At 69.1% G+C, this 20,343-nt stretch carries 21 protein-coding genes; 20 read left to right on the top strand and 1 reads right to left on the bottom strand.

What is annotated here, in order from left to right; genetic code table 11:
- Nucleotides 1-5: 5 nt before the first annotated feature.
- The 20 genes from soxC (at nt 6) to kdpE (ending at nt 19,145) form a co-directional block, all read left to right on the top strand.
- Nucleotides 6-1,370: a sulfite dehydrogenase gene (gene soxC, locus AC3WQR_RS19995; RefSeq protein ID WP_492743251.1), complete on the top strand. Its 1,365-nt coding sequence runs from the start codon at nt 6-8 to the stop codon at nt 1,368-1,370.
- Nucleotides 1,354-2,403, top strand: coding sequence for a c-type cytochrome (locus tag AC3WQR_RS19990; protein WP_492743250.1), 1,050 nt, complete (start codon nt 1,354-1,356; stop codon nt 2,401-2,403). Before soxC ends, AC3WQR_RS19990 begins: the two co-directional genes overlap by 17 nt.
- Before the next feature lie 19 nt (nt 2,404-2,422).
- On the top strand, nt 2,423-2,881 hold the full coding sequence (soxY, locus tag AC3WQR_RS19985; RefSeq protein WP_492743249.1) for a thiosulfate oxidation carrier protein SoxY: 459 nt from the start codon (nt 2,423-2,425) through the stop codon (nt 2,879-2,881).
- A 46-nt stretch (nt 2,882-2,927) separates the two neighbouring features.
- Nucleotides 2,928-3,239 (top strand): thiosulfate oxidation carrier complex protein SoxZ, encoded by a 312-nt coding sequence (soxZ, locus tag AC3WQR_RS19980; RefSeq protein ID WP_172438442.1) that lies wholly within the window; start codon nt 2,928-2,930, stop codon nt 3,237-3,239.
- Between the two features lie 67 nt (nt 3,240-3,306).
- Nucleotides 3,307-4,110, top strand: coding sequence for a sulfur oxidation c-type cytochrome SoxA (soxA, locus tag AC3WQR_RS19975; protein ID WP_062473848.1), 804 nt, complete (start codon nt 3,307-3,309; stop codon nt 4,108-4,110).
- Between the two features lie 12 nt (nt 4,111-4,122).
- Complete coding sequence (soxX, locus tag AC3WQR_RS19970) at nt 4,123-4,776, top strand: sulfur oxidation c-type cytochrome SoxX (RefSeq protein ID WP_095747116.1); 654 nt, start codon at nt 4,123-4,125, stop codon at nt 4,774-4,776.
- A 19-nt stretch (nt 4,777-4,795) separates the two neighbouring features.
- Nucleotides 4,796-6,520, top strand: coding sequence for a thiosulfohydrolase SoxB (gene soxB, locus AC3WQR_RS19965; RefSeq protein ID WP_492743248.1), 1,725 nt, complete (start codon nt 4,796-4,798; stop codon nt 6,518-6,520).
- Nucleotides 6,521-6,562: 42 nt separating this feature from the next.
- Nucleotides 6,563-7,678: a YeeE/YedE family protein gene (locus AC3WQR_RS19960; RefSeq protein WP_492743247.1), complete on the top strand. Its 1,116-nt coding sequence runs from the start codon at nt 6,563-6,565 to the stop codon at nt 7,676-7,678.
- A gap of 184 nt (nt 7,679-7,862) precedes the next feature.
- Complete coding sequence (locus AC3WQR_RS19955) at nt 7,863-8,858, top strand: DUF3829 domain-containing protein (protein ID WP_492743246.1); 996 nt, start codon at nt 7,863-7,865, stop codon at nt 8,856-8,858.
- An 8-nt stretch (nt 8,859-8,866) separates the two neighbouring features.
- Nucleotides 8,867-9,205 carry a hypothetical protein gene (locus AC3WQR_RS19950; RefSeq protein WP_492743245.1) on the top strand — a complete coding sequence of 113 codons (339 nt, stop codon included), beginning with the start codon at nt 8,867-8,869 and terminating at the stop codon, nt 9,203-9,205.
- Nucleotides 9,206-9,390: 185 nt separating this feature from the next.
- Nucleotides 9,391-10,041, top strand: coding sequence for a hypothetical protein (locus AC3WQR_RS19945; protein ID WP_492743244.1), 651 nt, complete (start codon nt 9,391-9,393; stop codon nt 10,039-10,041).
- 214 nt (nt 10,042-10,255) lie between these two features.
- A complete protein-coding gene (locus AC3WQR_RS19940; protein WP_167395072.1) occupies nt 10,256-10,396 on the top strand; it encodes a hypothetical protein in 141 nt (46 codons plus the stop codon).
- Nucleotides 10,393-10,491: a K(+)-transporting ATPase subunit F gene (gene kdpF, locus AC3WQR_RS19935; protein ID WP_056576794.1), complete on the top strand. Its 99-nt coding sequence runs from the start codon at nt 10,393-10,395 to the stop codon at nt 10,489-10,491. Before AC3WQR_RS19940 ends, kdpF begins: the two co-directional genes overlap by 4 nt.
- Before the next feature lies 1 nt (nt 10,492).
- The gene (gene kdpA / locus AC3WQR_RS19930) at nt 10,493-12,292 is read left to right on the top strand and encodes a potassium-transporting ATPase subunit KdpA (protein WP_492743243.1); all 1,800 of its coding nucleotides are present in this window, start codon (nt 10,493-10,495) and stop codon (nt 12,290-12,292) included.
- Between the two features lie 13 nt (nt 12,293-12,305).
- Nucleotides 12,306-14,414 (top strand): potassium-transporting ATPase subunit KdpB, encoded by a 2,109-nt coding sequence (gene kdpB, locus AC3WQR_RS19925; protein WP_492743242.1) that lies wholly within the window; start codon nt 12,306-12,308, stop codon nt 14,412-14,414.
- Nucleotides 14,415-14,427: 13 nt separating this feature from the next.
- Nucleotides 14,428-15,021, top strand: coding sequence for a potassium-transporting ATPase subunit KdpC (gene kdpC, locus AC3WQR_RS19920; RefSeq protein ID WP_492743241.1), 594 nt, complete (start codon nt 14,428-14,430; stop codon nt 15,019-15,021).
- 53 nt (nt 15,022-15,074) lie between these two features.
- Nucleotides 15,075-15,392: a hypothetical protein gene (locus AC3WQR_RS19915; protein ID WP_492743240.1), complete on the top strand. Its 318-nt coding sequence runs from the start codon at nt 15,075-15,077 to the stop codon at nt 15,390-15,392.
- Nucleotides 15,382-15,516 carry a hypothetical protein gene (locus AC3WQR_RS19910; RefSeq protein ID WP_307581936.1) on the top strand — a complete coding sequence of 45 codons (135 nt, stop codon included), beginning with the start codon at nt 15,382-15,384 and terminating at the stop codon, nt 15,514-15,516. Before AC3WQR_RS19915 ends, AC3WQR_RS19910 begins: the two co-directional genes overlap by 11 nt.
- Nucleotides 15,517-15,690: 174 nt before the next feature.
- A complete protein-coding gene (locus AC3WQR_RS19905; RefSeq protein WP_492743239.1) occupies nt 15,691-18,435 on the top strand; it encodes a DUF4118 domain-containing protein in 2,745 nt (914 codons plus the stop codon).
- A gap of 8 nt (nt 18,436-18,443) precedes the next feature.
- Nucleotides 18,444-19,145, top strand: a complete 702-nt coding sequence (gene kdpE, locus AC3WQR_RS19900; RefSeq protein ID WP_062480698.1) for a two-component system response regulator KdpE — start codon at nt 18,444-18,446, stop codon at nt 19,143-19,145.
- Nucleotides 19,146-19,172: 27 nt separating this feature from the next.
- On the opposite strand, the gene AC3WQR_RS19895 is transcribed toward kdpE, so the two are convergent.
- A complete protein-coding gene (locus tag AC3WQR_RS19895; RefSeq protein WP_492743238.1) occupies nt 19,173-20,339 on the bottom strand; it encodes an acyl-CoA dehydrogenase family protein in 1,167 nt (388 codons plus the stop codon).
- Between the last annotated feature and the right edge of the window lie 4 nt (nt 20,340-20,343).

The raw sequence follows: 20,343 nt of genomic DNA, 5'->3' as shown, positions 1-20,343 counted from the left end.
ACGCGATGAGCGGCAGCATCCAGCAGACCGGGCAGGTGCGCAAGGCACCCGAGAATTTTCTCGACGCACAGGGCGTGCGTTCCGTCTTCGCCGAAGCCGGCAAGGGGCGACGCGACTTCATCCGCAACGCCTTCGCCGCGGCCGTCGCAGGCACGGCGGCCACGTCGTCCGCGCTCGCGCAATCGCGCACTGCGGTGGGCGACGGCGACCCCGCCATCTTGAACCTGCCCGCGCACAGCACGGGCCTCGGCCAGCCGGTGGTCACCGACGGCTACGGCAAGCCTTCCAAGTACGAAGCCAATGTGCAGCGCCGCCAGAGCCCGGGGCTCACGCCGACCGCGCAGGCCTCGGTGTCGTTCGCGCCGCTGCAGTCGCTGTTCGGCATCGTCACGCCCAGCGGCCTGCACTTCGAGCGGCACCACCAGGGCTGGTGGGACATCGATCCGTCGAAGCACCGGCTGATGGTCAACGGCATGGTGAAGACGCCGAAGGTCTTCACGCTCGACGAGCTGATGCGCCTGCCTTCGGTGTCGCGCTTTCACTTCATCGAGTGCGGCGCCAACACCGGCATGGAGTGGGGCAACGTTGCCGTGCCCACGGCCCAGTACACGCACGGCATGCTGTCGTGCAGCGAGTTCACCGGCGTGCCGCTGATCACGCTGCTCGAGATGGCGGGCGCCGACCTCAAGGGCGAGCGCTTCGTGCTCGCCGAGGGCGCCGACGGTTCGTCGATGACGCGCACCATTCCCATGAGCCTCATCCGCTCGGGCGAGGTGCTCGTGGCCTACGGCCAGAACGGCGAGATGCTGCGGCCCGAGCAGGGCTACCCGCTGCGGCTCGTGGTGCCGGGCGTGCAGGGCGTGAGCTGGGTCAAGTACCTGCGCCGCATCGAACTCGGCGACCAGCCCTACGGCGCCAAGGACGAGACCGTGCACTACGTCGACCTCATGCCCGACGGCCAGCACCGCCAGTACACCAGCATCCAGGAATGCAAGAGCGTCGTGACCACGCCCTCGGGCGGGCAGATGCTGCTCGACAAGGGCTTCTACAACATCACCGGCCTCGCGTGGTCGGGGCGCGGCAAGGTCAAGCGCGTGGACGTGAGCGTGGACGGCGGGCGCAACTGGCGCACCGCGCGGCTCGAATCGCCCGTGCTCTCGAAGTGCCTCACGCGCTTCAACATTGATTGGGTGTGGGACGGCACGCCCGCCATCATCCAGAGCCGCGCGATGGACGACACCGGCTACGTGCAGCCCAGCTACAAGCAGCTGCGCGCGGTGCGCGGCACGCGTTCGATCTACCACAACAACGCGATCCAGTCGTGGCAGGTGCAGGCGAACGGGGAGGTGGCGAATGTCCAGCTTTCCTAAGCGCGCGCTGCTGTTGCTCGTTCTCGCATGCGGCGCTGCGGCATGGGCGCAACCGAAGACGGCAGGCTACGCAGGCATCGGCCGCGACGCCACGCCCAAGGAAGTGGCCGCGTGGGACATCGACGTGCGCCCCGACTTCAAGGGCCTGCCGCCCGGCTCGGGCTCGGTCACGCGCGGGCAGGACCTGTGGGAAGGCAAGTGCGCCTCGTGCCACGGCGTGTTCGGCGAATCGAACCAGGTGTTCAGCCCCATCGTCGGCGGCACCACGGCCGAGGACATCAAGAGCGGTCACGTCGCGCGCCTGAAAGACCCGGCCTTCCCGGGCCGCACCACGCTGATGAAGGTCACGAGCCTGTCGACCGTGTGGGACTACGTGTACCGCGCCATGCCGTGGAACCAGCCCAAGTCGCTGACGCCCGACGACGTGTACGCCGTCACCGCCTACATGCTGAACCTCGGCGGCATCGTGCCCGACGACTTCACGCTGTCCGACAAGAACATCCGCGAGGTGCAGGCCCGCATGCCCAACCGCAACGGCGGCACCACCGCGCACGCGATGTGGCCCGGCAGCGAGTTCGGCCGCGCGACGAAGCCCGACGTGTCCGCCGTGGCCTGCATGCGCGACTGCGTGCCGGCGGCGTCGTCCGTCGCGCAACTGCCGCCGCATGCGCGCGGCAGCCACGGCAACCTCGCCGACCAGAACCGGCCGGTGGGCGCGCAGCGCGGCATCGCCACCGGGGCGCCTGCGGCTGCTGCCGTGAAGACCAGCGCACCGGCCGCGGCCCCGAAGGTGCCCGTGGCGCTGCTCGAGAAGAACAGCTGCACCGCCTGCCACGGCATGACGCAGAAGCTCGTCGGCCCCGCCTTCTCGGACATCGCGAAGAAGTACCCCGGCCAGACCGACCACCTGCTGCAGAAGATCAAGGCAGGCAGCACCGGCGTCTGGGGGGCGATCCCGATGCCGCCGCAGACCCTCGGCGACGATGATGCCAAGGCCATCGCACGCTGGCTCGCCGACAGCGCCGGACCATGATTCGACAGGAGACAACCCCATGAAAAACCGCAGACAGATGCTCACGCAGTCCGCCGCCCTCGCAGGCCTGGCGGCCACCGCCGGCTGGCTCCCCGCCACCGCCCTCGCGTATTCCAAAGACGCCTTCGACGCCAAGAGCGTGGCCGACGCGCTCAAGGCCGTCGGTGTCACCAGCGCGCCCACCGAGAGCAAGGACGTCACCATCACCGGCCCCGACATCGCCGAGAACGGCGCCGTGGTGCCGCTCAGCGTGGCCACCGTCTTGCCCGGCGTGAAGCAGCTCATGCTGCTGGTCGAGAAGAACCCCAACGCCGTGGTCGCGATCTTCAACACCTCGGAGTTCGTCGAGTCGAACTTCACCACGCGCGCCAAGCTGGGCCAGTCGTCCGACGTGTACGCGATCGCGGTCATGAACGACGGCAAGGCGCTCTTCGCCAAGAAGGAAGTCAAGGTCACGCTCGGCGGCTGCGGCGGCTGAGCGACGGGCTTCACACACAGAACACGACGAGAAGAAGGAGACCACCATGGCAGATCCCATGCGCATCCGCGCCCAGGCCGCGGGCGACAAGACGACCGTGCGCATCCTCATGGCGCACGAAATGGAAACCGGCCAGCGCAAGGACGCCGCCGGCAAGACCATCCCCGCCTGGTTCATCCAGGAGGTCACGGCCTCGCTCAACGGCAAGACCGTGCTCACGGCCGACTGGGGCCCGGCGGTGTCGAAGAACCCCTTCATGCAGTTCACGCTGAAGGGCGCGAAGGCCGGCGACAAGATCGCCGTGACCTGGAAGGACAACCGCGGCGACACCCGCACCGACGAAGCCACCGTCAGCTGACGCTTTCTTCGACCACGCGGGCGCTCGCTCGCGTGTTGTGTTCCCCACGAGAAAAAAAGGCGGCCCCATGAGGACAACCACATGCCTGAGCCTGCTGGTGCTGGCCGGCAGCATCGCACTGCCCGCCGCGGCGCAGAAGACCACGGCCGAAGGCATCGCCGAGTACCGCGCGCTGCTGCAGGACGGCAACCCCGCCGAACTGTTCGAGGCCAAGGGCGAAGACCTCTGGAAACAGAAGCGCGGGCCCAAGGCCGCGTCGATGGAGAAGTGCGACCTCGGCAAGGGCCCGGGCGTGGTGAAGGGCGCGTTCGCCGAATTGCCGCGCTACTTTCCCGACACCGGCCGCGTGCAGGACATGGAGTCGCGCCTGCTCACCTGCATGGAAACGCTGCAGGGCTTCGACGCCGCCGCCATCGCCAAGACGCCGTTCGGCCAGGGCGAGCAGAAGAACCTCGAGGGGCTGGTGGCGTGGATCTCCGCCGAGTCGAAAGGGCTGCCGCTGAACCTGCCGCAGTCGCATGCGAGCGAACGCCGCGCCTACGAAGTGGGCAAGCGCCTGTTCTTCCTGCGCGCCGGCCCGCACGACTTTGCCTGCGCCACCTGCCACGGTGCCGACGGCAAGCGCATCCGCCTGCAAGACCTGCCCAACCTCACGAAGAACCCCGGTGCGGGCGAAGGCTTCGGCGCCTGGCCGGCGTACCGCGTGTCGTCCGGCGAACTGTGGGGCATGCAGCGTCGACTGAACGACTGCTTCCGCCAGCAGCGCTTTCCGTACCCGGGCTACGCCAGCGACGTGACCGTGGCGCTGGCCGTGTACATGGGCGTCAACGGCAAGGGCGGCAAGACCACCGCGCCCGCCATCAAGCGCTGAAGGAGCCACGCCATGAAGTCTGATCATTTCTTCGGTCTGGCCGCCGTGGCCTGCGCGCTCACCGTGTTCGGCTGCGCGTCCGTCGACAGCGCCGCCGAGCTCGACAAGCTCACCGCCGACGCGCTGCAGCGCTCCTTCCGCGACCAGGGCATCGCCAAGGTCGACCGCCTCGTGCAAGACCCGGCCAACCTCGCGTGCAGCGAAGCCGAGGCCAGCGGCAAGCCGCTGGACGAGCAGCGCACCAAGGAGATCGAAGCCGCCAACATGAAGACCGTGCGCTGGCCTTCGGACGGCAAGTTCGTCGGCGACTGGCGCGAGGGCGAGAAGATCGCGCAGAACGGCCGCGGCCTCACCTGGACCGACGCTGCCAATGCGGCCAACGGCGGCAATTGCTACAACTGCCATCAGATGTCGAAGGAAGAAATCTCTTTCGGCACGCTCGGCCCGAGCCTGTACCACTACGGCAAGCTGCGCGGCGTGAGCGACCCGGCCAGCGCCGCGTCCAAGCCCATCGTCGAATACACCTGGGGCAAGCTGTGGAACGCGCGCGCCTACAACGCCTGCTCGAACATGCCGCGCGTCGGCCATTCCGGCATCCTCAACGAGAAGCAGATCCGCGACGTGATGGGCTTGCTGCTCGACCCCCAGTCTCCCGTCAACCGCTGAACGCCCGGCCTCTCTCTTCATGAACCTTTCCAAGCGCGAGTTCGTCCAGATGCTCGGTGCCGGCGCTGTCGCCGGCCTGGGCCTGGGCCGCCACGGCAGCAGCATGGCCGCCGGCCTCGACGGCATGTACACCGTGCCGGCCTTCGGCAACGTGTCGATGCTGCACATGACCGACTGCCACGCGCAGCTCAAGCCGCTGTACTTCCGCGAACCGGGCGTCAACATCGGCGTCGGCCACATGCGCGGCAAGGTGCCGCACCTCGTGGGCGAGCACCTGCTGAAAGCTGCGGGCGTGAAGCCCGGCACGCGCATGGCGCACGCGCTCACGTACCTCGACTTCGACAAGGCCGCGCAGCGCTACGGCAAGGTCGGCGGTTTCGCGCACCTGGCCACGCTGGTCAAGCAGCTCAAGGCCAGCCGCCCCGGCGCGCTGCTGCTCGACGGCGGCGACACCTGGCAGGGCTCGGCCACCTCGCTGTGGACCGACGCGCAGGACATGGTCGACGCCTGCAAGCTGCTCGGCGTCGACGTGATGACCGGGCACTGGGAGTTCACCTACGGCATGGCGCGGGTGCAGCAGATCATCGAGAAAGACTTCGCGGGCAAGGTCGAGTTCGTCGCGCAGAACGTCAAGACCGCCGACTTCGGCGATCCGGTGTTCAAGCCGTATGTGATGCGCGAGATCAACGGCGTGCCCTGCGCCATCATTGGCCAGGCCTTTCCCTACACGCCCATCGCCAACCCGCGCTACATGGTGGCCGACTGGACCTTCGGCATCCAGGACGACAACCTGCAGCGCGTGGTGAACGAGGCGCGCGCCAAGGGCGCGCAGGTGGTGGTGGTGCTGTCGCACAACGGCATGGACGTCGACCTCAAGATGGCCAGCCGCGTCACCGGCATCGACGCCATCCTGGGCGGCCACACGCACGACGGCACGCCCATGCCCACGCTGGTGAGCAACGCGGGCGGCAAGACCATCGTGGTCAACGGCGGCTCCAACGGCAAGTTCCTCGGCGTGATCGACTTCGACGTCAAGGGCAAGAAGGTGAGCGACTTCCGCTACCGCCTGCTGCCTGTGTTCTCCGACCTCATTCCGGCCGACAAGGAGATGGATGCGCTCATCACCCGCGTGCGCGCGCCCTACGAGGCCAAGCTGGCAGAAACCCTGGCCCACACCGACGGCGCGCTGTACCGGCGCGGCAACTTCAACGGCACCGGCGACCAGCTGCTGCTCGACGCGCTCATGGAAGTCCAAGACGCGCCCATCGCCTTCTCGCCGGGCTTCCGCTGGGGCACCTCGCTGCTGCCCGGCCAGGCGATCACGCGCGAGTGGCTGATGGACATGACGGCCACCACGTACTCGTACGCGACGGTGACGCAGATGACCGGCGAGACGCTCAAGACCGTGCTCGAAGACGTGTGCGACAACCTCTTCAACCCCGACCCCTACTACCAGCAGGGCGGCGACATGGTGCGCGTGGGCGGGCTGCAATACACCTGCGACCCGACGGCCGCCATGGGCCAGCGCATCCAGGACATGCGCCTGGGCGGCAAGCCCATCGACGCCAGCCGCAGCTACAAGGTCGCGGGCTGGGCGCCCGTGAGCGAAGAGGCGCGCACCGCCGGCAACAAGCCGGTGTGGGAAGTCATCGAGCCGTGGCTGAAGTCGCGCAAGGTGGTGACCACGCGCCGGCTCGACGAACCCGTGCTGAAGAACATCGCGCCGAACCCCGGCCTGGGCTGAATGGGGCCCCGCACGCGCGGGGTCGCTCCCTAGAATCGGGGCATGTCCATCGCGCAGCTTTCCCTTCTCACCACGCTCGCGCTCGTGGCGGCCTTCGTGCTGTCGGCGGTGTTCGGCGCCGTCGCGCGCGCCACGCGCTTTTGCACCATGGGCGCGATCAGCGACGTGGTGGCGCTGGGCGACTGGACCCGCGTGAAGCAGTGGGCCGCGGCCGGCGGTGTCGCGCTCATCGGCTTCTCGGCGCTCGTGTCCGCGGGGCTCGTCGATGCCGACCGCACGCTCTACGCCTCGCACCAGATCCTCTGGCTCGCCGCGCTCGTCGGCGGCCTGCTGTTCGGCGTCGGCATGGTGCTGTCCTCGGGCTGCGGCAACAAGACGCTGGTGCGCCTGGGCGGCGGCAGCCTCAAGGCGCTGGTGGTGCTGGTGCTCATGGGCGTGTCGGCGTTCGCCACGCTGAAGGGCATCACCGCGGTGCTGCGCGTCGCGACCGTCGATGCGGTGCACATCGACCTGGCGATGAATGCCTCGCTGCCCGATGTGCTGGCGGCGTCTTTCCAACTGAACGCATCGTTGCTGCGTCTCGCACTCGGCCTCGTGCTCGGCGGCGCGCTGCTCGTGTGGGCCGCATGGGGCCGCGAGACGCGCGACGTGCGCAGCCTTGTCGGCGGCATGCTGATCGGCGCGCTGGTCGTCGGTGCATGGTGGCTCAGCGGCCACTGGGCGGTGGTCGAGGAGCATCCGCTCACGCTCGAGCACGTGTTCCTCGCCACCAACTCCGGCCGCGCCGAAGCGCTGAGCTTCGTCACGCCGGTGGCCTACGCGCTCGACTGGCTCATGTTCTACAGCGACGCCAACAAGCGGCTCACGTTGGGCATCGTGTCGGTCGCCGGCGTGGTGGCGGGCGCCGCGCTGCATGCGCTGTGGTCGCGCGAATTCCGCTGGGAAGGCTTCGCCGGCACCGGCGACCTCGCGCACCACGCGACGGGCGCCGTGCTCATGGGCATCGGCGGCGTCACGGCCATGGGCTGCACCATCGGGCAGGGCCTGAGTGCGTTGTCGACGCTGAGCATCGCGAGCCTGCCGGCCATCGCGGGCATCGTGATCGGCGCGGTGGTAAGCCTGAAGTACCAAGCCTGGCAGCTCGAACGCACGCTCTGACTTTCCAGGGCACGCCTTGAAGCGAATCCTCACAATTTAGTTCGGTGCGCGGGGCGTTTTTCGCGCGTTCGCGACGATCGGACGCGGTGGCGCTGGCTATCATTTTTCGCACCTGTTGCCGCTGCGAGCGATGGCCTTCATCGACGGGCGCGGCACCGAACAACCACAACCGAGGGAGAGCGCCATGACTGCGCACAACAACCGATCGGCGCGCACGCGCCTGTTTGCCTTGAGCCTTTGCTTCTGTGCCGTGCTCGCGGCCTGCAAGGAAGACAACAAGCCGACGCCGGCGGCAGCCTCGCCATCGCCGTCCGCATCGGGCAAGACCCAGCCCGCCAAGGACCCGGCCCGCGTGCAGGCCGCGGCCCGCACCACCTACAGCCAGGGCTACAACCGGCTCATCGACGACAACCGCAGCGTGGGTGCCAAGTACAAGAGCTACGTGCAGATGAACGTGAACGGCAAGTCTCCGAGCGGGAACTCGTTCTATGGCAGCCCTTCCGATGTGCAGTCCATCGTGGACGACCTGAAGAAGGCCCGTGCCGACGGCTCGGGCGACGCGGCGCTCGACGCGGCCGTCGACGGCGTGGTGGCCACGGGCGAGAAGCTCGTCGCCGTCTGGACGCCGATGGACCCGTACTACCGGTCCAAGAGTTTTCTCGAAGACAAGTGGGTCAAGGGCCGCGCGGCCGACGCCGACATGAACGCCGCCTTCAAGGGCCTGCTGGCCAGCATCGACAAGCTGGGCAGCGAGCTGGACCGCGTGCAGGAGGCGTCGCGCACCGAACGCATGGCCAAGCTCAAGGCCGAGGGCGACATGCTCAACTACCACACGCTGGCCTCGATGGCGGTGGCCAAGAAGTTCGTCAACGGCCTCGACCAGATCGACGGCCTGAAGAACAAGGACGCCGTTGCCAAGGTCGATGCGGCGGCCAGCGAGTTGCAGGCCTCGCTGGAAGAACTCTCCAAGGCGCTCGAAGAAGCCAAGGCCGCAGCCAAGGCCAAGGGGGAAGCAGGCAAGGCGCCCAACTACAACTACGAGTCGCTGCACGGCAGCCTGCTGAACATGATCGGCCAATGGCGCACGTTCAAGGACAGCAAGTTCCCGTCGACGTACAAGAACATCGTGAGCTACTACAACTCCGCCGTGGGTTCGTACAACCGCGGCTTCGGCCGCTGACCCGGGCCATGGGCACCGCGCGGGTTCTTTCGCGCGGCGGCGTCGCGGCCCTGGCGGTCGCGGCGCTTCTCGCGGCGGCAGGCTGTGGCAGCGCCCGCGAGACGCAGCAGATTCCCGTCACCGCGTTCCGCAACTACGGCGCGTCGCCGCTGCAGCACACCTTCTACATCGGCTCCGACGCGCGCTTCCACCGCTTCCAATGGTCCAACGGCAAGCAGGGCGGCACCTGGCTGATCGCGCGCGCCGAGATGGACATCGTCAACGAGAAATCAGTCGACGACCCGCGCGTCGCCCGCGCCGGCTACTTCCTCAGCCGGCGTGACGACGGGCGGTGGATGGCGCACTGAGCCTGTCGCTCGCTCGAATCAGGGCATCACGTCCATGACCACCGGGTCGTAGAAGTCATAGGCAGGACCTCCGTCCGGGGTGTAGCGGAAGTGAATCTGTGCGCTGTAGCGTCCGGGCACCAGGCATGCACCCGACCCGATCGGCAGATAGCATGTGCGTTCATCCCCACCAACTTCGCCCCCGCATGACCCTCTCGACGAGAAACCTGAAGGCGCTTCCAGACATTCCGACGTTGAAGCGACTGACCCAGTCTCTTGCAATGCTCGACGCCATGCTCTCGCCGGAGTGGGAGTACCGGTACTACTCGTTCAACGCCGCGTGGTCGGATGAGGCGGCGATGGCATCGATGCGCAATGGTTCGGGCGATCATTGGTTTGCCGTCTTCTGCCAGGCTGGCGTCGCGCTCCACGGGCTTGCGCACGAGGCTCCGGCATTCCGGCCGGGGACGCCATGGCCCGGAATCTTCGAACGGCTGCCGGCGGAGTTCCGCGCCAACCTGCTGGAAGAGCCGGCGTTCACGACCAGCGACAGCACCTTCTGTCTCTGGCGCCTGAGCCATGAAGAACGCTGGACTTGCGGACCGGTCGAGCTTCCGCCGGGGGAGGATCCGGATGGCTCCGCCGAGCTGCTCAGCATCCTCGCCGGCCGGCCCGAGCAGTACGTCGAATTCGCGGCTGACTACTACGAACGCGACCTCGACCTGGGCGATGTCGAGGCGATCTATCGGCACCAACCGCTCAGCGACGCGCTCGTCCGGCGATTCAATCCCGACCTCGACATGGCGTCGCTCGAAAATGACATCGCCGAGATCGGGTATCCCCGGCAGGTGGACTGACAGGGCCGCGCCATCGGCAACAGCCTCGGCTGTTTGAATGGCCCCGGCTCCCTTGCTGGAGCTCGCCGAGACATTCGACGCGACGCACCAGACGGGCCTCATCCTCTGCGTTGCCCGCGTTTTTACGCTTTCTTTACGGCCCCCCACTCACTCTTTCCCCCGGTTTTACGCACGCCTGCCGAGACTCCTTTCATCTTGTTTGCAGGAGTGATGAATGGACATCGTCTGGATGGGCGCCTTGCTGGCGCTGTGGGTCGTGGTGGCGGCCATGGTCGTCGGGCTGAACCGGCTCGAAGGGCCGCAGAAGCCGCACGCGGGCGTTGATGCAACGCGCACGCCGGGGGATGCATCGTGATCGGCCTCGAAGTCCTGTACGGCTTCGGCGCGCTGGTCGCCGTGGTCCTGTTCGCGTACCTGGTGTTCGCGCTGATCTGCGCCGAGGAGTTCTGACATGGAAACCTCGGCCTGGGTCTTGCTGGCCCTTTTTCTCGGCGCGCTGCTGGTGCTGGCCTGGCCGCTGGGCAAGCTGCTGGCCGCGCTGTGCGGCGAGCGCGTACCGCGCTGGATGCAGCGCGTCGAAGCGCCGCTGTACCGCCTCGCGGGCACGCAGCCCGAGCAGTCGATGCACTGGCTGCGCTACGCGCTGGCGCTGCTCGCGTTCAACGCCATCGGCGCGATCTTTCTCTATGCCCTGCAACGCCTGCAGGGCGGGCTGCCGTTCAATCCGGCCGGCATGGGCGCGGTGTCGCCCGACTCGGCCTTCAACACGGCGGTGAGCTTCGTCGCCAACACCAACTGGCAGGGCTACGGCGGCGAGTCGACCATGAGCTATCTCACGCAGATGCTCGGCCTGGCGGTGCAGAACTTTTTGTCCGCCGCCACCGGCATCGCGGTCGCCTTCGCACTGGTGCGCGGCTTCGCGCGCCGCGGTGACGGCAAGGGCCTGGTCGGCAACTTCTGGGCCGACGTGACGCGCGTCACGCTGTGGGTGCTGCTGCCGATCTCGTTCGTGCTCGCGCTGTGCCTGGCGGGGCAGGGCGTGATCCAGAACTTCGATGCCTACAAGAGCGTGCAGACGGTGGAAGCCACGGCCTTCCAGCAACCGAAGAACGGCCCCGACGGCCAGCCGCTGAAGGACGACAAGGGCGCGCCCGTGATGGAAGACGCCACCACCCCCACGCAGACGCTCGCCATGGGCCCGGTCGCTTCGCAAGAGGCGATCAAGATGCTCGGCACCAACGGCGGCGGCTTCTTCAACGCCAACTCGGCGCACCCCTACGAGAACCCGTCGGCGTTCAGCAACCTGCTGGAGATGCTGGCGATCTTCCTGATCCCCGCGGCGCTGTGCTTCGCCTTCGGCCGCGTGGTCGGCGACCTGCGCCAGGGCTGGGCCGTGCTCGCGGCGATGACGGTGCTGTTCGTGGTGGCGGTGCTGGCCGTCACGCCCGCCGAGCAGGCCGGCAACCCGCTGCTGGGTCCGCTGGGCGTGGACCAGGTGGCCAGCGCGCTGCAAAGCGGCGGCAACATGGAAGGCAAGGAAGTGCGCTTCGGCATCGATGCCTCGGCCCTCTTCGCCGCCGTGACCACCGCCGCCTCGTGCGGCGCGGTGAACGCCATGCACGACTCGCTCACGCCCGTCGGCGGCATGGTCCCCATGGTGCTGATGCAGCTGGGCGAGGTCGTCTTCGGTGGCGTCGGCAGCGGCCTGTACGGCATGCTGGTGTTCGCCATGCTCGCGGTGTTCATCGCAGGCCTGATGATCGGTCGCACGCCCGAGTACCTCGGCAAGAAGATCGAGGTGCGCGAGATGAAGCTGATCTCCATCGCCATCCTGGTCACGCCCGTGTTGGTGCTGGCGGGCACGGCGCTGGCGGTGAGCGCGGGTGCGGGCAAGGTCGGCATCGCCAACCCCGGCGCGCACGGCTTCTCCGAGGTGTTGTATGCGCTGACCTCGGCCGCCAACAACAACGGCAGTGCCTTCGCGGGCCTGTCGGCCAACACACCGTTCTACAACGGCCTGCTCGGCCTGGCGATGTGGCTCGGTCGCTTCGCGATGATCGTGCCGGTGCTCGCCATTGCCGGCGCGCTGGCCGCCAAGAAGCGCCTGCCCGTCACCAGCGGCACGCTGCCCACGCACGGCCCGCTGTTCGTCTTCCTGCTGATCGGCACCGTGCTGCTGGTCGGCCTGCTCAACTACGTGCCGGCACTGGCCCTCGGGCCGATCGTCGAACACCTCGTGCTCTGGAAATAAGAAGGAGCGCACCATGACTGTCAAAACCAAAACCTCTCTCTCGCTGTTCGACGCAGCACTGGTCAAGCCCGCGCTGTGGGGCGCCTTCGCCAAGCTGAACCCGCGCACCCAGTGGCGCAACCCGGTGATGTTCATCGTCTACATCGGGAGCATCCTCACGACGCTGCTGTGGGTGCATGCGCTGAGCTTTCCGGGCGACACCGGCATGCAGCCCGCCTTCGTGCTGGCCGTGACCGTGTGGCTGTGGTTCACCGTGCTGTTCGCCAACTTCGCCGAAGCGCTGGCCGAAGGCCGCAGCAAGGCGCAGGCGGCCTCGCTGCGCGGCCTGCGCAAGGACACCTGGGCCAAGAAGCTGAAGGACCAGCAACAGCCGCACCACGGCGCGCCGTGGCTGCCCGAGCAGGCGCCCAACCTGCGCAAGGGCGACGTCGTGCTGGTCGAAGCCGGCGACGTGATCCCGCTCGATGGCGAAGTGATCGAAGGCGTGGCCTCGGTCGACGAAAGCGCCATCACCGGCGAATCGGCGCCCGTGGTGCGCGAGTCGGGCGGCGACTTCTCGGCCGTCACCGGCGGTACGCGCGTGCTGTCCGACTGGCTGGTGGTGCGCATCTCGGTGAACCCCGGCGAGTCGTTCCTGGACCGCATGATCGGCATGGTCGAGGCGGCCAAGCGCCACAAGACGCCGAACGAGATCGCGCTGACCATCCTGCTGGTGGCGCTCACCATCGTGTTCCTCATGGTCACCGTCACGCTGCTGCCGTTCTCGGTGTTCAGCGTCGAGGCCGCGGGTGCGGGCACCGTGGTGTCGCTCACCGCGCTGGTCGCGCTGCTCGTGTGCCTGATCCCGACCACCATCGGCGGCCTGCTCTCGGCCGTGGGCGTGGCCGGCATGAGCCGCATGATGCAGGCCAACGTGATCGCCACCTCGGGCCGCGCGGTGGAAGCCGCCGGCGACGTCGACGTGCTGCTGCTGGACAAGACCGGCACCATCACGCACGGCAACCGCCAGGCCAGCGCCTTCCTGCCCGCGCCCGGCGTGCCCAAGGGCCGCCTCGCACGCGCCGCCATGCTGGCCTCGCTAGCCGACGAAACGCCCGAAGGCCGCAGCATCGTCGAGCTGGCGCGCCGCGACGGCCTGGAGGCCGCCTCTGTCGACGTGCTGCGCTATGTGCCCTTCACCGCACAGACCCGCATGAGCGGCGTCGACCTGCCGGCCGCGCCCAACAGCCTGGACACCGATGCCATCGTGCTGCGCAAGGGCGCGGTCGATGCGGTGCGCCGCCATGTCGAATCGTTCGGCGGCACCATGCCGGCCGAGATGCTGCGCGCCGCCGAAGAAACGGCACGCCGCGGCAGCACGCCGCTGGCCGTGGCCGAAGGCAACCGCGTGCTCGGCGTGGTCGAGCTCAAGGACATCGTCAAGACCGGCATCCGCGACCGCTTTGCCGAGTTGCGCCGCATGGGCATCAAGACCGTGATGATCACGGGCGACAACAAGCTCACGGCCGCCGCCATCGCGGCCGAGGCCGGCGTGGACGACTTCCTGGCCGAGGCCACGCCCGAGGACAAGCTCGCGCTCATCCGCAAGTACCAGGCCGAAGGCCGGCTGGTCGCGATGACCGGCGACGGCACCAACGACGCCCCCGCGCTCGCGCAGGCCGACGTGGCCGTGGCCATGGGCAGCGGCACGCAGGCCGCGAAGGAGGCCGGCAACATGGTCGACCTCGACTCGAACCCGACCAAGCTGCTCGAGGTGGTGGAGACCGGCAAGGCGCTCTTGATGACGCGCGGCTCGCTCACCACCTTCTCGATCGCGAACGACGTGGCGAAGTACTTCGCGATCATTCCGGCGATCTTCGTGTCGACCTACCCGCAGCTGGGCGCGCTCAACGTGATGCGCCTGGCCAGCCCGTCGTCGGCCATTTTGTCGGCGGTGATCTTCAACGCGCTCGTCATCGTGTTCCTGATTCCGCTGGCGCTCAAGGGCGTGCGCTACCGGCCGGTGGGCGCCGCTGCGCTGCTGCGCCGCAACCTCGCCATCTACGGCCTGGGCGGTTTGCTCGTTCCTTTCATCGGCATCAAGTTGATCGACTGGCTGCTGGTTGCAGTCCATCTGGTCTGAGGAGTTCTTCATCATGAAAAACAACAACGGCGGCATCGTCCGCCCCGCGCTCGTGCTCTTCGCATTGCTGAGCGCATTCACCGGCCTGCTCTACCCGGCGGCCGTCACCGGCGCCGCGCAGGCGCTGTTCCCCGCGCAGGCGGCGGGCAGCCTGGTGATGCGCGATGGCAAGCCCGTCGGCTCCGCGCTCATCGGCCAGAACTTCAGCGACCCGAAGCACTTCTGGGGCCGCCCGTCGGCCACCGCGCCGCAGCCCTACAACGCCAGTGCTTCGGGCGGCTCCAACCAGGGCCCGCTGAACCCCGCGCTGGCCGATGCGGTGAAGGCGCGCGTCGAGGCACTGCGCGCGGCCGACCCGGGCAACACCGCGCCGGTGCCGGTGGACCTCGTCACGGCCTCGGCCAGCGGGCTCGACCCCGACATCAGCCCTGCCGCCGCGCACTATCAGGCCGCCCGCGTGGCACGCGAACGCGGCGTGCCGATCGATCAGGTGAACGCGTTGATCGCGAAGAACACCCAGTCGCCGTTGTGGGGCGTGCTGGGCGAATCGCGCGTCAACGTGCTGGCGCTGAACCTGGCGCTCAATGCTTCTTCGACGGTGCGTTGAGGAGAAAGACAACCATGGCCTATGCCGCCTACCGTGAACATCCTGTCGCCGTCGTGCGAAGTCCGATCGCGCCGCGCACGACGCAGTTCCATGTGCTCGACGTCACCGTCTGCTGCGCCGACGCGCTGCGCGTGCGCCGCAGCATCGCTGCCTGCGCCGAGGCCGGCGTGGTGCGCTGCGAGCCGTTGCTGCATGCCTGCAGCTCGCAGGAGAGCGACGCGCCCTGCGTGCGCCTGATGATCCGCTTTCCGACCGCGCGCTATGCCGAGGTGCTGCACTGCCTCATCGAGTGCGTGCCTTCGGGTGAGATCGGCCGGCTCATGAGCTGGCGCGATCACCTCGCGCGCTGCGGCCTGCGCCATGGTCACTGACCTGCTGCACGCGCTGCTGGCCATGGCGGCGCTGTTCGTGCCGCTGGGCTTCGCCTGGTGGGTGCTGTCGCGCACCGCGCGCCGACACTCACGGCGGCGCAAGAACGGACCGCCAATGCGCTAATCTTGAGAAGGTGTGAACGAACCCGCCATGCCCGCTCATCCCGCACAGACACGCGCCCTCGGCGTTGCAAATGCTCGCCGTAGCCCAAGCTACGGCTGCGCGTTGCGCCTTGATGGCGCGCGCCTGCGCGTGCTGCTCGGACACGGCGGATTCATTCACACCTTCTGAGCCCCCATGTCCGAGACCCGCCCCGACCCCGACGCCCTGCTCGCGCAACTGCGCAGCGACGAGGCGCGCGCGCTGCGCGGCAAGCTGCGCATCTACTTCGGTGCCAGCGCGGGCGTGGGCAAGACCTGGGCCATGCTCAGCGCCGCCCGGCGCGAGCGCGAGGCCGGGCGCGACGTGCTCATCGGCGTGGTCGAAACCCACGGCCGCAGCGAGACCGCCGCGCTGCTCGCGGGGCTCGACACGCTGCCGCTGCGCGAGGTGCCCTACCGGGGCCGCACGCTCGCGGAGTTCGACCTCGATGCCGCCCTGGCGCGCAAGCCCGCCGTGCTGCTGGTCGACGAACTGGCCCACACCAACGCACCCGGCTCGCGCCACGCCAAGCGCTGGCAGGACGTGCAGGAGCTGCTGGCCGCCGGCATCGAGGTGTGGTCGGCACTCAACGTGCAGCACCTGGAGAGCCTCAACGGCACCGTCGGCGCCATCACCGGCGTGCGCGTGCACGAGACCGTGCCCGACACCGTGCTCGACGAGGCCGACGAGGTGGTGCTGGTCGACGTCACGCCCGACGAACTCACGGCGCGGCTCGCGGCCGGCAAGGTCTACCTGCCGCAACAGGCCGAGCGCGCCGCACAGAACTTCTTTCGCAAGGGCAACCTGATCGCGCTGCGCGAGATCGCCCTGCGCCGCACCGCCGAGCACGTCGAAGACGACGTGCGCGGCTGGCGTGTCGAACAGTCGGGCCCCGGCGGCAACGGGCAGGGCGGCGCCGCGCTGCAGGCCTGGAACACCTCGGGCGCGATCCTGGCCTGTGTCGGCCCGCACGAGGGCGCGGCGCAGACGGTGCGCACGGCCGCGCGGCTTGCGGGCCAGCTCAACGTGCGCTGGCATGCCGCGTACGTCGAGACGCCGCGGCTGCAGCGCCTGGATGCCGCGCAGCGTGATCGCATCCTCGCCGTGCTCAAGCTGGCCGAGGAACTGGGTGCGGCCACGGCGGTGCTCACCGGCGCCGACGTGGCCGAACAACTGTCCGAGCAGGCGCGGCGCCTGAACTGCGCGACGCTGGTCATCGGGCGCGCGGAGCCCGTGCGCGGCTGGCGGCGCTGGTGGGGTGCGTCCGCGGTGCCGCTGGCGCGCGCGCTGGCGCAGCGGGCGCCAGCGCTCGACATCCTCGAAGTGGGCCGCGCCGACAGCGCGCGCCGCCTGTCGCAGGCGACGCTGGTCGCCACGCAGGCCGACGACGACGATGAGCGCGCGCAGTCGCGCTGGCCCGGCTACGCCTGGGCCGCGGCCACCAGCATCGCGCTCACGCTGTTGTGCACGCCGCTGACGGGCGTGCTGGAGCTGTCCAACATCGTCATGCTGTTCCTGCTCGGCGTGGTGGGCGTGGCGATGCGCTTCGGGCGCGGGCCTTCGGCGCTGGCCGCGATGCTCAACGTGGCGGCCTTCGACTACTTCTTCGTCGCGCCGCGCCTGTCCTTCGCGGTCAGCGACGTGCAGTACCTGCTGACCTTTGCCGTGATGCTCGGCGTGGGCCTGCTGGTGGGCCAGCTCACGGCCGGGCTGCGCTTCGCGGCCGGCGTGTCGACCAGCCGCGAGCGCCGCGCGCGTTCGCTGTTCGAGCTCACGCGCGAACTCTCGGCCGCGCTCGAAAGCACCCAGGTCGTCGCGCTCGGCGCTGCCGCCGTGCAGGCCCATTTCGGCGGCCATGCGCGCGTGCTGGTCACCGACGCGGCCGACCAGCTCGTGCCCCCCGCCGACCCGCCGCCCGGCTTCGACGCGCAGGTGGCCGACTGGGCCTTCCGCCACGGCCAGCCCGCCGGCCTCGCCACCGCCACACTCGCCGCCCAGCCCTGGCACTACGTGCCGCTGCGCGCGCCCATGCGCGTGCGCGGCGTGCTCGCGCTGTGCCCGGCCCGCCCGCGCTGGCTGCTGATTCCCGAGCAGGCGCAGCAGCTGGACACGCTCGCGCGCCAGATAGCCATCGCGCTGGAGCGCGTGCACTACGTCGAAGTCGCGCAGCGCGCCGTGGTCGAGATGGAATCGGAGCGCCTGCGCAACGCGCTGCTCGGCGCCATTTCGCACGACGTGCGCACGCCGCTCACCGCGCTCATCGCGCTGGCCGAGTCGCTGCAGACCCTGCCGCCGGAAGAACACGGCGAGGCCGCGCGCGCCATCGTCGCGCAGGCCCATGCGCTGCATGCGCTGGTCAGCAACCTGCTCGACATGGCGCGCCTCGAAAGCGGCGTGGCCGGCGGCGCGGTCAACCTGCGGCGCGACTGGCAGTCGGTCGAAGAGGTGGTGGGCGCCGCCATCCGCGCCGCCCGCCCCGCGCTGCGCGGCATGACCGTGCAGACCGCGTGGGACCCCGAGCTGCCGCTGGTCGAGTTCGACGCCGTGCTCATCGAGCGCGTGCTCGTCAACCTGCTGGAGAACGCCGCCAAGTACGGCGCCGCACCCATCGAGGTGGGTGCGCGCGCGGAGGCCGGCACGCTGGTGCTCACCGTGCGCGATCACGGCCCCGGCCTGCCCGCCGCGCTGCACGGCCGCGAGCAGACCCTGTTCGACAAGTTCACGCGCGGCGAGGCCGAATCCGCCACGCCCGGCGTCGGCCTCGGCCTGGCCATCTGCCGCGCCGTGGTGAGCGCGCACGGCGGCGAGATCAGCGCGGCGAATGCGCGCGACGGCGGTGCAGAATTCACCGTCACCTTGCCGCGCCGCGAGCCACCCGAACCCGCTGAAGCCCAGCTCTGAAACCCGTCATGCCATCCCCCACCGCCATCGTGATCGAAGACGAGCCGCAGATCCGCCGCTTCGTGCGCGGCGCGCTCGAGGCCGAAGGCTGGCAGGTGCACGAGGCCGGCACCCTGCGCGACGGCCTGGCGGCAGCCGGCACGCGGCAACCCGACCTGCTGGTGCTCGACCTGGGCCTGCCCGACGGTGACGGCGTGTCGCTGATCCGCGATGTGCGCGGCTGGTCGCAGGTGCCGATCATCGTGCTCTCGGCCCGCACCGACGAAGCCGACAAGATCGCCGCGCTCGACGCCGGCGCCGACGACTACCTCACCAAGCCCTTCGGCACCGGCGAACTGCTCGCCCGCGTGCGCGCCAACCTGCGCCGGCCACGCGCCGCGGGCGGCAACGGCGACGAGCCGGCCGCCGAGGCCGTGTTCCGCTTCGGCGAGATCGAACTGGACCGCGCCGCACGCATCGTGCGCCGTGCAGGCGCCGAGGTGCACCTCACGCCGACCGAGTACCGCCTGCTCTCCGTGCTGGTGGCCAACGCCGGCCGCGTGCTGACGCAGCGGCAGCTGCTGCGCGAGGTGTGGGGCCCGTCGCACACGGACCAGAGCCACTACCTGCGCATCTACATGGGGCATCTGCGGCAGAAGCTGGAGGCCGATCCGGCGCAGCCGAAGCATCTGTTGACGGAGACGGCGGTGGGGTACCGACTCGTCGTCTAGGCATGGCCGGCGAGTGCCGGCCTCCCGTCAGCGCTTCAGGCCGAGCAGCTCGCGTGCAACCACCCAGCGGTGCACTTCGCTCGGACCTTCGTAGATCCGCATCAGGCGCGCTTCGTTGGCCATCTGATGCAGTGGCATTTCCTTGGTCATGCCCATGGCGCCGAACATCTGCATCGCGTGGTCGATCACTTTCCCCGCCATCTCGGTGGCGAACACCTTGACCATGGAGACCTGGCTGCGCGCCTCGTCGCCACGATCGATGCGCGCGGCTGCTTCGTAGGTCATGAGTCGACAGGCGTGAATGCGCGTGGCCGCGTCGGCAATCCACCATTGCACCGTCTGGCGTTCGGCGAGCGAGGCGCCGAAGGTGCTGCGCTGCGGTGCGTACTCGCACATCATGTCGAGCGCGCGCTGGGCGCGGCCGACGCACCACGCGGCCATCTGCAGGCGCCGGCTCGACAGGCGCGCCTGCATCGGCGCGAACCCCTGGCCTTCCTGGCCGAGCAGGCGTGCATGCGGCACGCGACAGTCTTCGAGCAGCACCTCGTAGGTCGAGACGCCGCCGATCATGGGGATGCGACGCTCGACGCGAAAGCCCGGGGTCTGGCGATCGACGATGAACGCCGAGATGCCCGGACGGCCCGGCTTGGTCTTGTCCGTGACGGCCATGACGATGGTCCAGTCCGCGCGCGCGGCGCGGCTGATCCAGATCTTGCGGCCATTGAGAACCCAGTCGTCGCCGTCGCGCACGGCGCGCGTCGACATGGCCGAAGGGTCGGCGCCCGCGCCGGGCTCCGAAATGGCGATGGCCGAAACCGTCTCTCCGCGTGCGTAAGGGGCCAGGTAGGCGGCGCGCTGCGCGTCGTTGGCGGCGGTCAGCAGCATCCGCAGATTGGGCGAGTCGGGGGGCAGCTCGTAGGGCGTGATGGTCTTTCCGAATTCTTCGTTCACCCCGACCATCGCCACCACCGGGAGGTCGAGGCCCTCCATTTCGGCGGGCGCATCGAGGCCCCACAGGCCGCGGGCCTTCGACACGGTGTCCAGCCGCGCGTGCTCATCGGCCGAGAGCTCCCAGGGTTCACCGGCGGCCTCCCGTTTCAGCAGGGCCGGTTCCAGCGGCAGCAGGTCTTCGCGCACGAAGCTGGCGACAAGCTCCTTGAGCGTCTGGTGTTCGGGGTCGAGTTCGAAATTCATTCAG

It is taken from the genome of Variovorax sp. FW305-3-2-15-B-LB1, from assembly GCF_058787635.1.
The sequence above is the reverse complement of the archived record's forward strand: the minus strand, read 5'-3'. Positions and strand labels throughout refer to the sequence as shown.